This window comes from Buchnera aphidicola str. Bp (Baizongia pistaciae) (genome assembly GCF_000007725.1).
GTDB lineage: Bacteria > Pseudomonadota > Gammaproteobacteria > Enterobacterales > Enterobacteriaceae > Buchnera_B > Buchnera_B aphidicola_H.
The window spans coordinates 37,443-53,656 of sequence record NC_004545.1 but is presented as its reverse complement, the minus strand read 5'-3'; the positions used below and the strand labels follow the sequence as shown (position 1 = coordinate 53,656).

11 protein-coding genes and 4 tRNA genes are annotated in these 16,214 nt (G+C 28.3%); 14 read left to right on the top strand and 1 reads right to left on the bottom strand.

What is annotated here, in order from left to right; genetic code table 11:
* Positions 1–192: 192 nt before the first annotated feature.
* Entirely contained in the window at positions 193–1,080 is an 888-nt protein-coding gene (metF, locus tag BBP_RS00240; RefSeq protein ID WP_011091187.1) for a methylenetetrahydrofolate reductase, read from the bottom strand.
* 177 nt (positions 1,081–1,257) lie between these two features.
* On the opposite strand from metF, the gene murB reads away from it, so the two are divergent.
* The 14 genes from murB (at position 1,258) to BBP_RS00165 (ending at position 16,164) form a co-directional block, all read left to right on the top strand.
* A complete protein-coding gene (gene murB / locus BBP_RS00235) occupies positions 1,258–2,262 on the top strand; it encodes a UDP-N-acetylmuramate dehydrogenase (RefSeq protein WP_011091186.1) in 1,005 nt (334 codons plus the stop codon).
* Between the two features lie 373 nt (positions 2,263–2,635).
* Positions 2,636–2,708: transfer RNA gene (locus BBP_RS00230), tRNA-Thr, on the top strand.
* 25 nt (positions 2,709–2,733) lie between these two features.
* Positions 2,734–2,815: transfer RNA gene (locus tag BBP_RS00225), tRNA-Tyr, on the top strand.
* Positions 2,816–2,853: 38 nt separating this feature from the next.
* Positions 2,854–2,928 (top strand) — tRNA-Gly (locus BBP_RS00220).
* Between the two features lie 12 nt (positions 2,929–2,940).
* Positions 2,941–3,014 (top strand) — tRNA-Thr (locus BBP_RS00215).
* A 386-nt stretch (positions 3,015–3,400) separates the two neighbouring features.
* Positions 3,401–3,784 carry a preprotein translocase subunit SecE gene (gene secE, locus BBP_RS02965; protein ID WP_011091185.1) on the top strand — a complete coding sequence of 128 codons (384 nt, stop codon included), beginning with the start codon at positions 3,401–3,403 and terminating at the stop codon, positions 3,782–3,784.
* A gap of 4 nt (positions 3,785–3,788) precedes the next feature.
* Positions 3,789–4,334 (top strand): transcription termination/antitermination protein NusG, encoded by a 546-nt coding sequence (gene nusG, locus BBP_RS00205; protein ID WP_011091184.1) that lies wholly within the window; start codon positions 3,789–3,791, stop codon positions 4,332–4,334.
* A 214-nt stretch (positions 4,335–4,548) separates the two neighbouring features.
* Positions 4,549–4,989, top strand: coding sequence for a 50S ribosomal protein L11 (gene rplK / locus BBP_RS00200; protein ID WP_011091183.1), 441 nt, complete (start codon positions 4,549–4,551; stop codon positions 4,987–4,989).
* Positions 4,986–5,687: a 50S ribosomal protein L1 gene (rplA, locus tag BBP_RS00195; RefSeq protein ID WP_011091182.1), complete on the top strand. Its 702-nt coding sequence runs from the start codon at positions 4,986–4,988 to the stop codon at positions 5,685–5,687. Before rplK ends, rplA begins: the two co-directional genes overlap by 4 nt.
* Before the next feature lie 284 nt (positions 5,688–5,971).
* Positions 5,972–6,475, top strand: a complete 504-nt coding sequence (gene rplJ / locus BBP_RS00190) for a 50S ribosomal protein L10 (protein WP_416224302.1) — start codon at positions 5,972–5,974, stop codon at positions 6,473–6,475.
* A 73-nt stretch (positions 6,476–6,548) separates the two neighbouring features.
* Complete coding sequence (gene rplL, locus BBP_RS00185; protein WP_011091180.1) at positions 6,549–6,917, top strand: 50S ribosomal protein L7/L12; 369 nt, start codon at positions 6,549–6,551, stop codon at positions 6,915–6,917.
* A 227-nt stretch (positions 6,918–7,144) separates the two neighbouring features.
* Positions 7,145–11,176: a DNA-directed RNA polymerase subunit beta gene (gene rpoB, locus BBP_RS00180; RefSeq protein WP_011091179.1), complete on the top strand. Its 4,032-nt coding sequence runs from the start codon at positions 7,145–7,147 to the stop codon at positions 11,174–11,176.
* An 88-nt stretch (positions 11,177–11,264) separates the two neighbouring features.
* Positions 11,265–15,479: a DNA-directed RNA polymerase subunit beta' gene (gene rpoC / locus BBP_RS00175; RefSeq protein WP_011091178.1), complete on the top strand. Its 4,215-nt coding sequence runs from the start codon at positions 11,265–11,267 to the stop codon at positions 15,477–15,479.
* Positions 15,480–15,885: 406 nt separating this feature from the next.
* Complete coding sequence (locus BBP_RS00165) at positions 15,886–16,164, top strand: HU family DNA-binding protein (RefSeq protein WP_011091177.1); 279 nt, start codon at positions 15,886–15,888, stop codon at positions 16,162–16,164.
* Positions 16,165–16,214: the final 50 nt, after the last annotated feature.

Sequence of the window (16,214 nt, the reverse complement as noted above, 5' to 3'; positions counted from 1 at the left end):
TTATATTGTATACATCATTCTCTTAAAGCATATCCCATTTATCTGAAATATTAATTGAATTTAATACATTACTTCTGTTGATCACTAAAAAATAAAAAACTAAAAAATAATAACTAAATTTTTAAAAATTATAATCTTAAACGCAATGCACACATTTAATATTACAATCTTTAAAAATTCTAAATAATTAAATTATGATTTATTCTCTAAAATTTTACAAATAGCAAAAGATATTTCTGATTTATTTAAAGTATAAAAGTGAAAACTTCGAATTCCTTCGCTATATAAAACCTTAACCATGTCTATTGCTATACTAGAGCCAATAATTCTGCTAGTATTTAAATCATTATCTAATCCATGAAACATGCAGCATAACCACTTAGGAATACTAACATTACTCACACTTGAAAATTTAAGCAATTGTTTAAAATTACTAATTGGAAATATTCCGGGAACTATATCTATAGTAATATTATTTTTTACACAAAGATCTCTAAATCGCAAAAAACAATCAATATTAAAAAAGAATTGAGTAATTGCACGAGTAGCACCAGCTTCTACTTTTCTTTTTAAATTTATTATGTCATATTTAGCATTAACAGCTTCTGGATGCACTTCTGGATAAGCAGCAACAGAAATTTCAAAATTAGCTATTGATTTTAATAATTTAATTAAATCAACTGCATATATTTTAGGTTTACAATTAGTATTAAATATATCACCTCTTAACGCTAAAATATGACGAATTCCACTATCCCAATATGTTTTAGCAATAACCTTCAATTCCTCTTCAGTCGAATTTATGCACGTTAAATGCGGAACTGTTTCAATACCTGTATATTTCTTAATTTTTTTAACAATATTAGAAGTACAAGTAGCGCGTATTTTAGAATTAGTTCCATGAGTTACTGAAAAAAATTTAGGTGTTAATAACTTTAATTTATCAATTACTTGCCATAAATTTTTTTCTGACAATATATTATTAGGAGGAAAAAATTCAAATGAAATATTTACTTTTTCACAAATATTCATTAAATGCTGATTTAACGTTTCATGATAATTTTTATAAACTAATTTCATACCATTATTCCTCTAGTTTATAAATTAAAATTAAATATATAAATAAATATGTACAAGTTTATTATTAAAAGTATATATGGTACCATGCATATTAACAACAATAATTCAAGCTATATTTTTTAATCTAATTGATATTAAAAAACAAGTTTTTTAACTAAAAAGTTAAAACACTATGCAATGAAAACTTACTATACATCTTTAAAAAAATTTCATACATTTAAAATAAACGTGTTTGCAAAAAAAATAATTATTGTTAAAACTATAAAAACGCTGATTAAAACATGGAAAAAATGCAACCAAGAAAATTTGCCTTTTTTATTATTAGGAAAAGGAAGTAACGTTTTATTCACTAAAAACTATAACGGTTTTGTAGTTGTTAATAGAATCTCTGGAATTACTATTCATGAACAAAAAGACTATTGGTTATTACATGTAAAAGGAGGAACAAAATGGAATAATTTAGTAAAATATACTATTCAAAAAAAAATTTACGGATTAGAAAACTTAGCTTTAATTCCTGGAACTGTAGGAGCAGCCCCTATACAGAATATAGGTGCATATGGAGTAGAATTCAAAGATGTATGTCAATACGTAGACGTTTTATACTTAAACAATTCTAAAATTGTTCGAATTAATTCAAATAATTGTTTATTTGGTTATAGAGACAGTATTTTTAAGAAAAAACATAATCCTAATTCAATAATTTTGTCAGTAGGAATAAAATTACCTAAAACTTGGAAACCAAAAATTTCACATTTAGAATTACAAAAATTATCTTTTAAAAACATTACGTCACATCAAATATTCCACTATATTTGCAAACTCCGAAAAAAAAAATTACCCAATCCAAAAAAAATAGGAAATGCAGGAAGTTTCTTTAAAAACCCTATAATTAAAAAAAATAAAGCTCATAAAATAATTTGCGAATACAAAGATTTGCCTTTTTATCCAGAGCCACATGGAATGATAAAACTTTCTGCTGGATGGTTAATCGAAAAATGCAAGTTAAAAAATTTTTCAGTTGGAAATGCTAAAATATATCACAAACAAGCATTAATATTAATAAACAAAAATAATTTAGCTACATCTAAAAATATAATAAAACTAGCTAAAATTATTATTTCCAAAGTTAAAAAAAAATTTGACATCACTTTAGAACTCGAAGTTCAAATTATTAATTAAAATCAAGTCTATAAATTTGTAACTTGTCTACGAAACTTTATACATTACAATAAAAAAAATTAAAAATTTAGTATTCTACAATATCCATAAATATAATGTAAAATAAATAAAATCCAATTGAAATTACGAAATTATTTATAAAATAAACAAAATTGCATATAAAATAGTTAATTCATTAGCTCAAATTATATTTGAATAAATTAAACATTAATAAAATGTCACAAATTATTGTATTAAAAATAATATTTACTAAAATGTTAAATACTATGATATTATTATTAACTTATATGAAAATTTATACTAAGATATTAGTAATAATTAATAAATTTTTATTGCATAAATATTAATCTATCCGTAATATATTATAAATAAAGCCGGCTTAGCTCAGCAGGCAGAGCAACTGACTTGTAATCAGTAGGTCACCAGTTCGATTCCGGTAGCCGGCAATATGTATTACCAAAAACATAAAATGGTGGGATTCCCGAGTGGCTAAAGGGAGCAGACTGTAAATCTGCCGTCAAAGACTTCGAAGGTTCGAATCCTTCTCCCACCAAAAAATTTGTGTAACACAGAAAACTATCTCAAAAACAAGCGAACATCGTATAATGGATATTACCTCAGCCTTCCAAGCTGATGATGCGGGTTCAATTCCCGCTGTTCGCTCCAAAAAATACATTTGCTGATATAGCTCAGTTTGGTAGAGCACACCCTCGGTAAGGGTGAGGTTCCCAGTTCAAACCTGGGTATCAGCATTCAAAGTACTATTTTAATAAACAAAAAACATTTTTAAATTTCTTATATAATCTTATTATATTACAAAAACTATTTCTATAAACAAAACCATACATTGTGACCTTCATATAATCATACTTAAAAAAATATTAAAATAACCAACCCATAATATATAACTAATACTTTAAATTATCATACTCTATCACCTAACTTTCTTCTAATATACTTGTTTAAACATTATATAACTTAATTAGGACACAAAAACTATAACTTATAACAATGTTTATATACATTTTAAATACTTTATTACAAACAATTGTTAACATTAATAAAATGAAGATAAATAAAAATAATAGTGTCTCTACATTCCGAACATCTTATTTAATTAATATTTATAGGATAAAATATGATTAAAGCTACTAAATTAAAAAAAAAATACGATAAACTAAAAATAGCAAAATGGTCATTTTTAGGTATACTAATAATATTATTCATACTAAGTAATCACTATTATATAAAACATTCTAATATATTTCAAAATATACTACTAACAAGCCTAACAATACTAAGCACAGGATTAATATTTCTAACAAAATCAGGAAAAAAATTTTTAATTTTTACTAAAAGCGCAATACATGAAACAAAACTGATTACGTGGCCAAATTTCAAAGATACATTACACGTTACATTTACTGTAATAATAGTTACTATTTTACTTGCATTAATTCTATGGGGGCTAGACAATATTTTAATCTGGTTCATATCATTAATCACCAGCCTAAGGTTATAAATACATGTACAAAAGTTACAAAAAACGTTGGTATGTACTACAAGCTTTCTCAGGATTTGAAGGACGCATAGCACAATCAATACGCGAACATGTTAAACTAAAAAAAATGGAAAAATTATTTGGGGAAGTTATGGTTCCTTCTGAAGAAGTTATAGAAATTAAAGCAGGACAAAGAAAAAAAAGTGAATATAAATTTTTTCCAGGATATGTATTAATTCAAATGATTATGAACGAATCAAGTTGGCATTTGGTACGAAGCATACCCCGTGTTTTAGGATTTATAGGCGGAACTCCTGATCGACCTTTACCTATCACCGATCAAGAAGTTAACACTATTATTAATAAACTTAAACAAGTAGGAGATAAGCCAAGACCTAAAACACTATTTGAACCAGGAGAAACAGTCAGAGTAAACGATGGTCCATTTTCAGATTTTAATGGAATTGTAGAAGAAGTAGATTACGAAAAAAACAGATTAAAAGTGTCAGTTTCAATTTTTGGACGATCAACACCAGTAGAATTAGATTTTAGTCAAGTTAAAAAAAATTAATAAAATTTTTAAAATAAACCACTATTTTAGCTAAACATTCAATAAATATAAGATAGATACGCACACATTACTAAGATCAGAAAAAACGTGTTTTATCATAAATGTTTTATAAAATCACTAAATAACTCATTATTAAAAATAATTACAACTACTTACTATATTTAATAATAATAATGAAATACTATTTAATAATTTCATATAGGATATACACAAAATGGCAAAAACAATACAAGCATACATAAAATTACAAGTATCAGCTGGGACAGCTAACCCTAGCCCACCAATAGGTCCAGCATTAGGTCAAAAAGGTATTAATATTATGGAGTTTTGTAAAGCATTTAATACTCGAACAAATAATTTAGAAAAAGGTTTACCTATTCCTACTATTATAACTGTTTATTCAGATAAATCATTTTCTTTTATTACTAAAACACCTCCAGCTTCGGTACTACTAAAAAAAGCTGCCGGAATTACAAAAGGATCTTCAAAACCAAATCAAAACAAAGTTGGGACAATTACAATGCAACAAATATTAGATATTGCACAAATAAAAAAAATAGATATGACCGGGTCAAATATAGATAATATTTCAAAATCTATTATAGGAACTGCAAATTCTATAGGTTTAATTATAGCAGAAGGGACTAATAAATGAAAAAATTAACTAAAAAACAAAACTTATTTAAAACATTTTTAAATCATACAAAAAAATATGATATAGATGAAGGTATCACGCTACTAAAAAAAATGGCAACTTCAAAATTTATAGAAAGTTTAGATGTTGCTATAAATTTAGGAATAAATCCAAAAAATACAAACCAAAACATAAGAAATACAACCATTTTACCTCATGGAATTGGACGATTAATTAAAGTAGCAGTATTTACTCAAGGAGAAAACGAAAAAATTGCAAAAAAATTTGGTGCAGAATTTGTAGGATTACATAACTTAATAGAAACTGTCAAAACTAAAACAATCCTTTTTGATGTAGCTATAGCAACTCCAGATGTTATGCCTTATGTTAGTCAACTAGGTCCAATATTAGGCCCCCGAGGTCTAATGCCAAATCCTAAACTAGGAACTATCACTGAAAAACTTGAATATGCAATAAAAAATGCAAAATCAGGGCAAATACATTATAAAAATGATAAAAACGGAATTATTCATATTTCTATTGGAAAAATTAATTTTGAAAATACAAAAATAAAAGAAAATTTAAATGCTTTAATATCTTCTCTTAAACAATCTAAACCATCACAATCAAAAGGAACATACATCAAACAAGTAGTTATTTCGACGACAATGAGTTCGGGAATTAAAATAGATTTAAATACATTAAATAACGCGAGTTAATCGATTTATACTTTACGCTGAGAAAAAAACTCTTTATAATAAAAAATATACGTCTAAATTTATCCTATCAAACAAACGTATATAAAAAAATACACAAAATACATGATATATATCGTCGATTTCAAATTTTTAAATATAGAGTAATTTTAACAAATTACATTATTTTAAAATAAAACTTAATTTAATAATCTGGAATTTTTACAGTAACCGCTAACTATTTTATCTTAAATAAAGTAAAAATTCTAGTGACTTTTAGCTAAAAATGTAGGAGTACATGATAAATGATGTTAGATTTTAAAAAGAAAAAAGAATTAGTTACCCAAATAAATTTAATAGCCAAAACAGCATTATCAATAGTTGTTGCCAATCCCCAAGGCATAAAATCTAATGACATTACTCAACTTCGAAAATTAGCTCGAAAATCAAATGTTAAACTAGGTGTTTATAGAAATACTTTACTAAATCTAGGAATAAAAAACACTCCATTTGAATGTTTAAAAAACATATTAATAGGCCCTACGCTAATTGCGTATTCTTCAGAACATCCAGGCAGTGCAGCTAAATTACTAAAAAACTTTTCCATGTCACAAAGCTCAAATCCAAATTTCAAAATTTTAGGAGCTGTGTTCGAAGGAAAAGCCATATCAGGCTCAAATATTAACTCACTAGCTGACATACCAACATTTAATGAAGCACTACGTCGTTTTATAATTATAGCAAAAGAAATATCTGCAGGAAAACTATTACGCATATTAGTATCTATTAAAAATATAAAAGAAAATTCATAGTTTTATCAAAATTTTTATATTCTACATATAACACTACTTCTTAATTTCTGAATTGTTATTAGGAACAATTATCATGTCTATAACTAAAGAACAAATTTTAGACGCTATATCAGAAATGTCCGTTATGAATATAGTTGAATTAATTTCTGATATGGAAAAAAAATTTGGTGTATCTTCTATCATTCCTTCCAGTTCAACATCAACTCAAAATATTGAAACTGCTGAAGCAAAAACAGAATTTGATGTCTTATTAAAATCTATTGGTGGAAATAAAGTATCAGTAATCAAAGCTGTACGAAGTGCAACAGGCTTAGGATTAAAAGAAGCAAAAGATCTAGTCGAATCTGCTCCTACTATAATAAAAGAACGAATTACTCAAGACGCAGCTGAATCTTTAAAAAAAATATTAAACGAAACTGGCGCAGAAGTAGAAATTAAATAATACATCATTTCATATCTTAAATCTAATATGTATATATATATGTTAGTTTGCTGGTGATTATTATAAATCACCAGCCTTTTTTTAATTTTAAACTTAATGTTTTTCATAAAAATCTAAGCTTAAAATTTAATAAAAATAAACAATAAAACCAACACTAATATTTTAAAATATTTCAGTTTAAAAAATGTAAATAACTAATTTTTTGAATTATCTAACTAAGGAATTGTATGGTTGTTTACTCTAGTACAGAAAAAAAACGAATACGCAAAGATTTCGGAAAACGTCCAAAAGTTTTGGATATACCTTACCTTCTTTCTATTCAACTAAATTCATTTCAGAAATTTATTAAACATGATCCAAATGGAATACATGGATTAGAATCAGCATTCCGCTCCATTTTTCCTATTCGGAGTTATAATGGCAATTCAGAACTACAATATATAAATTATAAATTAGGACAACCTATTTTTAATGTAAAAGAATGTCAAACACGTGGAATGACCTATTCATCTCCATTACGCGTAAAACTACGTTTAGTTATTTATGAAAAAGAAACATTAGACATTACTGTAAAAGATATAAAAGAACAAGAAGTATATATGGGAGAAATTCCTTTAATGACTACCAATGGAACCTTTATAATTAACGGTACTGAGAGAGTAGTTGTATCTCAATTACATCGCAGCCCAGGGGTATTTTTTGATAGTGACAAAGGAAAAACACATTCATCAGGAAAAGTTTTATATAACGCTCGAATCATTCCATATAGAGGATCATGGTTAGACTTTGAATTTGATCCTAAAGACAATTTATTTTTTCGTATCGATAGACGAAGAAAACTACCTATAAGCATTATCTTAAAAGCATTAAATTATAATACAGAACAAATATTAGACACATTTTTTAAAAAAAATATTTTTAAATTTACTGAAAACAGCATCTTAATGAAATTAGTTCCACATAGACTACGAGGCGAAACAGCATCTTTTGACATATGTATCGATAACAAAACTTATATAAAAAAAGGTCAACGAATTACTGCGCGACATATCAATATACTAAAAGAAAAAAAAATCCATACAATTAAAGTTCCCACTGAATATTTAATAGGAAAAATATCGGCTAAAAATTACTTCAATAAAAAAACTAATGAAATTATTGTATCTGCTAATACAGAACTAAATATTAATATTATAAAAGAACTAAAAAATAATGAATATACTAATATCGAAACTATTTTTACCAACGATTTAGACCACGGTCCATATATTTCTGAAACTCTAAATATCGATCCAACACATGATAAACTCAGTGCTCTAGTAGAAATTTATCGTATGATGAGACCAGGCGAACCTCCAACACGCGAAGCAGCTGAAAACTTATTTGAAAATTTATTTTTTAGTGAAGAAAGATATGACTTATCCTCAGTAGGTCGCATGAAATTTAATCGTTCTTTGCAAAAACAAAACATCACAGAAAGAGGAGTACTCAATCAATCAGATATAATTAGTGTTATTAAAAAGTTAATTGATATTCGAAACGGACATGGAGAAATTGATGATATTGATCATTTAGGAAACCGTCGTGTTAGATCAGTAGGAGAAATGGCAGAAAATCAATTTCGGATTGGACTAATTCGCGTAGAACGAGCAGTTAAAGATCGATTATCTTTAGGAGACTTAGACATGCTTATGCCTCAAGATATGATCAATGCTAAACCTATTTCTGCAGCAATAAAAGAATTTTTTGGATCTAGTCAATTATCTCAATTCATGGACCAAAATAACCCTTTATCAGAAATTACGCATAAACGTCGTATTTCGGCGTTGGGATTAGGAGGATTAACTCGAGAAAGAGCAGGATTTGAAGTACGAGACGTACATCCTACACACTATGGACGAGTATGTCCCATTGAAACACCAGAAGGTCCTAATATTGGATTAATCAACTCTTTATCAGTATATGCACAAACCAATTCATATGGATTTTTAGAAACACCGTACCGAAAAATACATAATGGAAAAGTTACAAATGAAATTAAATATTTATCTGCAATTGAAGAAGGTAATTTTATTATTGCTCAAGCAAATACAAACTTAGATGAAACAGGCGCATTTGTTGAAGATTTAATAACTTGTCGCTATAAAGGTGAATCAAGTTTATTTAATAAAAATCAAATAAATTATATGGATGTATCAACACAGCAAATAGTATCCGTAGGAGCGTCATTAATTCCTTTTCTCGAGCATGATGATGCTAACCGAGCGTTGATGGGAGCAAATATGCAACGACAAGCCGTACCTACCTTACGTTCTGAAAAACCATTAGTAGGTACAGGAATGGAAAGAGCAGTAGCTGTCGATTCAGGCGTAACAATAATAGCAAAGCGAGGAGGGATAGTTCAATATGTCGACGCATCTAGAATAATTATTAAAGTTAAAAAAAATGAAATAAATTCAGAAGAAGCCGGGATTGATATTTATAATTTAAAAAAATATACACGATCTAACCAAAATACATGTATTAATCAGATACCATGTATTTCGCTAGGAGAAAACGTAGAAAAAGGAAACGTATTAGCTGATGGACCATCAACCGATTTAGGAGAACTAGCATTAGGACAAAATATGCGAGTAGCATTTATGCCATGGAATGGATATAACTTTGAAGATTCAATATTAATATCAGAAAAAGTTGTTCAAGAAGATAGATTTACTACTATTCATATTCAAGAACTAGCATGTATTTCTCGCGATACTAAATTAGGTTCCGAAGAAATTACTTCAGATATACCAAATGTAGGTGAAGCTGCTTTATCAAAATTAGACGAATCTGGCATTGTTTATATTGGAGCTGAAGTCAACGGAGGTGACATCCTTGTTGGAAAGGTTACTCCAAAAGGAGAAACACAACTAACACCAGAAGAAAAACTATTAAGAGCTATTTTTGGAGAAAAAGCTTCAGACGTTAAAGATTCTTCTCTTAGAGTACCTAATGGAGTTTTAGGAACAGTAATTGATGTTCAAATATTCACTAGAGATGGAGTAAAAAAAGATAAACGAGCTTTAGAAATTGAAGAAATGCAATTAAAACAAGCAAAAAAAGATCTAACTGAAGAACAAAAAGTATTTGAATTAGGATTATTTACTCAAATTAAATCCACGCTTATAAATTCAGGAATGAACATTGATCAGTTAAACAAAATACCTAAATCAGAACTATTTAAAGTTAAAGTAACTAATAATTTATACCAAAAAAAAATACATAAACTATTTTTAAAATATGAAGAATTAAAAAAATGTTTTAATAAAAAATTAGAAACAACACGAAATAAAATAACCCAAGGTGATGATTTAGCCCCTGGTGTATTAAAAATTGTAAAAGTATATTTAGCAGTCAAAAGACACATTCAACCAGGTGATAAAATGGCTGGACGTCATGGAAACAAAGGAGTTATTTCTAAAATAAATCCCATAGAAGATATGCCATACGATCAAAATGGACTTCCTGTTGATGTTGTATTAAATCCATTAGGTGTACCATCTAGAATGAATATTGGACAAATTTTAGAAACACATTTAGGATTAGCATCAAAGGGACTAGGTAATATCATCGATACTATGCTAAAACAGCAAAAATCAATTCTGAATATCCGAAAATTTATCCAAAAAGCTTTTAACTTAGGAAATAATACTAGACAAAAAACAAATTTAAATAATTTTTCTGACGATGAAATATTATCTTTAGCTAAAAATTTCAAAAATGGTATACCAATCTCAACACCTGTATTTGACGGAGCACAAGAAAGCGAAATTAAAGCATTATTAAAACTAGCTGATCTTCCATCATCCGGGCAAATAACATTATTTGACGGCCGCACTGGAGAAAAATTCGAAAGACCAGTAACTGTAGGTTATATGTATATGTTAAAGTTAAATCATTTAGTCGATGATAAGATGCATGCTCGATCTACTGGATCATATAGTTTAGTTACACAACAACCATTAGGAGGAAAAGCACAATTCGGAGGTCAGCGCTTTGGAGAAATGGAAGTATGGGCACTAGAAGCATACGGTGCTGCATATACCTTACAAGAAATGTTAACAGTAAAATCTGATGACGTTAATGGGCGAACTAAAATGTATAAAAATATAGTTGATGGAAACTATAAAATGGAGCCGGGAATGCCAGAATCTTTTAACGTATTATTAAAAGAAATTAGATCATTAGCTATCAATATAGAATTAGAGAATGAATAGTTAATAAAGATATTAAAATTTAAAATTTAAATTTTTTATTCGCTAATTTTATTATCTTTAAATATTTTAATCTGACGGGAAATAATTCGTGAAAGATTTATTAAAAATTTTCAAATCACAAATTAAAACTGATGAATTTGACGCAATTAAAATTGCACTTGCCTCACCAGATATGATTCGTTCATGGTCATTCGGCGAAGTAAAAAAACCAGAAACTATAAATTATCGCACTTTTAAACCAGAAAGAGATGGATTATTTTGCGCACGCATTTTTGGTCCAGTAAAAGATTATGAATGTTTATGTGGAAAATATAAACGATTAAAACATCGCGGAGTAATTTGTGAAAAATGTGGGGTAGAAGTAACGCAAAGTAAAGTACGTCGCGAAAGAATGGGACATATCGAACTAGCTACGCCTATTGCTCACATCTGGTTTTTAAAATCACTACCGTCAAGAATTGGATTACTGTTAGATATGCCGTTACGAGACATTGAACGCGTACTATATTTCGAATCATATGTCATAGTTAATGAAGGATTGACTAACTTAGAAAAAAATCAAATTTTATCTGAAGAACAATATTTAAATGCATTAGAAAAATTTGGAGATGAATTTGATGCTAAAATGGGCGCAGAAGCTATAAAATTATTACTTAATAGTATAAATTTAAAACAAGAATGTAATAAATTAAGAGATGAACTTAATAATAGCAATTCAGAAACAAAAAGAAAAAAACTCACCAAACGTATTAAATTATTAGAGTCATTTATACATTCAAACAATAAACCAGAATGGATGATTTTAACAGTATTACCTATTTTACCACCAGATCTTAGACCGTTAGTACCACTGGATGGAGGACGTTTTGCAACATCAGATCTCAACGATTTATATCGTCGCGTAATCAATAGAAATAATCGACTTAAAAGACTACTAGAATTATCAGCACCTGACATCATTGTTAGAAATGAAAAAAGAATGTTACAAGAAGCCATAGATGCACTATTAGATAATGGAAGAAGAGGAAGAGCTATAACAGGTTCAAATAAAAGACCTTTAAAATCTTTAGCTGACATGATAAAAGGAAAACAAGGACGTTTTCGCCAAAATCTGTTAGGTAAAAGAGTAGATTATTCTGGGAGATCAGTAATCACTGTTGGACCTTATCTCAGATTACATCAATGTGGATTACCAAAAAAAATGGCATTAGAATTATTTAAACCATTCATCTATGGAAAATTAGAAAAAAAAGGATTGGCTACAACTATTAAAGCAGCTAAAAAAATGGTAGAACGAGAAGAATCTATTGTATGGGATATCTTAGATGAAGTAATTCATGAACATCCTGTCTTATTAAATCGTGCGCCAACCTTACATAGACTAGGAATTCAAGCATTTGAACCAATTTTAATTGAAGGTAAAGCTATCCAGTTACATCCATTAGTTTGTGCCGCATATAATGCAGATTTTGATGGAGACCAAATGGCAGTACATGTTCCATTAACTAAAGAAGCACAATATGAAGCAAGATCATTAATGATGTCTACAAACAATATTTTGTCTCCAGCAAATGGAGAACCAATTATTGTACCTTCTCAAGATGTTGTACTAGGTTTGTACTATATGACAAGAAAAAAAATTAATGCTAAAGGAGAAGGTATGATTTTTAAAAATTCTAAAGAAGCTGAAAAATCGTATCAGATGGGTTTTTCTGAATTACACGCTGAAGTACAAGTTCGAATTACCGAATATAAAAAAATAGACAAACAAAATTTTTTAAAAAATACAAAAATAGAAAATACTACTATAGGAAGGGCAATTTTATGGATGATTGTTCCCAAGGGGTTACCATTTTTTATGGTAAATAAAATATTAGGAAAAAAATCTATTTCTAAATTACTTAATACCTGTTATAGAATACTAGGATTAAAATCTACAGTAAATTTTGCAGATCAAATTATGTACACAGGATTTAATTACGCTGCACGATCTGGTTCATCAGTTGGCATAGATGATATGGAAATTCCAAAAAAAAAATCAGATATTATATCTGAAGCTGAAATAGAAGTGTCCGAAATACAAGAACAATTTCAATCTGGACTCGTCACTGCCGGTGAAAGATATAATAAAGTAATTGACATTTGGGCTGCTGCAAATGAGCGAGTGTCTAAAGCCATGATGAAAAATTTATCTACAGAATCCACAACAAACAAACAAGGAAATGAAGAAAAACAAATTTCTTTTAACAGTATCTTTATGATGGCCGATTCTGGTGCTAGAGGCTCAGCAGCACAAATTCGACAATTAGCTGGAATGCGAGGATTAATGGCAAAACCCGATGGATCTATCATAGAAACTCCAATCACAGCAAATTTTAGAGAGGGATTAAATGTACTTCAATACTTTATTTCTACACATGGAGCTAGAAAAGGATTAGCTGATACTGCATTAAAAACTGCTAATTCAGGTTATTTAACCCGTCGTTTAGTAGATGTCGCACAAGACCTAGTAGTTACTGAAGATGATTGCAATACCCATAAAGGTATAATTATGACGTCTGTAATAGAGGGAGGAGACGTTAAAGAATCATTACGAGAAAAAGCACTCGGTCGAGTAACAGCTGAAAACATTATAAAACCCTATTCTTCAGATATATTAATTACCCGAAACACACTATTAAATGAAAAATGGTGTAATGTTTTAGAAAAATATTCTATAGATAGTATAAAGGTACGATCTGTAGTACACTGTGACACTAATTTTGGTGTATGTGCTAATTGCTATGGAAGAGATCTAGCTCGAGGTAATTTAGTTAATAAAGGAGAAGCCATTGGAGTCATAGCTGCTCAATCTATTGGTGAACCAGGTACGCAACTTACCATGCGAACATTTCACATTGGTGGTGCTGCTTCTAGAGCAGCTTCAGAATCTAGTATACAAGTTAAAAACTCAGGAATTATAAAATTACACAATGCTAAATCAGTTATAAATTCAGAAGGAAAAATAGTAATAACATCAAGAAACGTAGAATTAAAAATACTTGACAAATTTCGAAGAACAAAAGAAAGTTATAAAGTACCATATGGAGCTATAATAGCTAAAATGGACGAAGAATTAGTAAATTCTGGAGAAATAGTAGCAAAATGGGACCCTCATACTATACCAGTAATTTCAGAAGTTAATGGATATATAGAATTTGTTGATATGATTGATGGACAAAGTATTACAAGACAAACAGATGAACTAACCGGTTTAACTTCCATAGTAATATTAGATACATCAGAGAGAACTTCCTTAGGAAAAGATTTAAGGCCAGCTTTAAAAATTGTTGACTCTAACGGTGAAAATGTATTAATCTCTGGAACAGACATGCCTGCACAATATTTTTTACCTGGAAAATCTATAGTTCAAGTTGATAACTCTATCAAAATTAGTTCTGGAGACACATTAGCTAGAATTCCTCAAGAATCTGGAGGAACTAAAGATATTACTGGAGGATTACCTAGAGTAGCAGACTTATTTGAAGCAAGACGCCCAAAAGAATTAGCTATTTTAGCAGAAATTAGCGGATTTATATCTTTTGGTAAAGACACTAAAGGTAAACGAAGATTAATAATAACACCATATAATAATAACACTCCATACGAAGAAATGATTCCAAAATGGAGACAATTAAACGTTTTTGAAGGTGAAAGAGTAGAAAAGGGAGATGTTATATCTGATGGACCTGAATCTCCTCATGATATCTTAAGACTGAGAGGAGTACAAGCCGTTACTAAATATATTATTAATGAAGTCCAAGAAGTATATCGCTTACAAGGAGTTAAAATTAACGACAAACATATTGAAGTAATTATTAGACAAATGTTAAGAAAAGCTACTATTATTAAATCTGAACATTCAGAATTTTTAGATGGAGAACAAGTTGAATACTCTAGAATAAAAGTTTCTAATCGTAATCTTTCAAAAATTGGAAAAAAAACTGCAATATTTTCGCGTGATTTGTTAGGAATTACTAAAGCATCATTAGCAACAGAATCATTTATTTCTGCTGCTTCTTTTCAAGAAACAACTAGAGTACTCACTGAGTCATCTGTAGCAGGAAAAAAAGATGAACTAAGAGGACTAAAAGAAAACGTCATTGTAGGACGTTTAATTCCAGCAGGTACAGGATATGCATATCACAAAAAACGACTAAAAAATTGCCAAAAAGACAAAACCAAAGAAAAAAACAAACCTTCATCAATTAGCGTTGAAGAAGCATCTGCAAACTTATCTGAACTGCTAAATTCAACATTGTAATATTTTTATATTAATAAACATTTGCACAAAAGCAAATGTTTATTTAAAAATAAAATAACTATTTTAAAATATATTAAAAAGATAATAAAATTATTCTAATTTATTTCATTACCAAAATTACGTCATAAAATATTATTAATTAAAGTAAGTTTATTAAATACTAAAATAATTAAACAAAAAAGAAAATATATTTACATAACAACACGCTTTTAAAATAACATACTACCTAAAAATATAAAACATAAAATTTTATATGAAAAATTCTAAAATACATATTAAAATATAAACATAAATTATATTATCTGAATATATGATATATTTTACATTTAAATATAAGTTTTCAAAACATGCTACAAAGTACGTTTCAAATAACATTTTTATTAAAATATATGAATGCGAGGAAAATATGAATAAATCTGAATTAATTAACATTATTTCTAAAAAAAGTAATTTATCCAAGATTCAAATAAAAAATATTTTGGAAATAACATTAACAGCTATTATACAATCACTCAAGGATGGAAATTCTGTACAACTAGTTGGTTTTGGTACTTTTAAAGTAAATAATAGAGCAGCTAGGATTGGAAGAAATCCCCAAACTGGACAAACTATTCATATATCAGCCACAAAGACACCAGTTTTTATTTCTGGAAAAACATTCAAAACAGCTATTAAAACAATTTAAATTATGAATACTAACCAATATAGGAAGTACCCTTACTTCCTATATTAAAT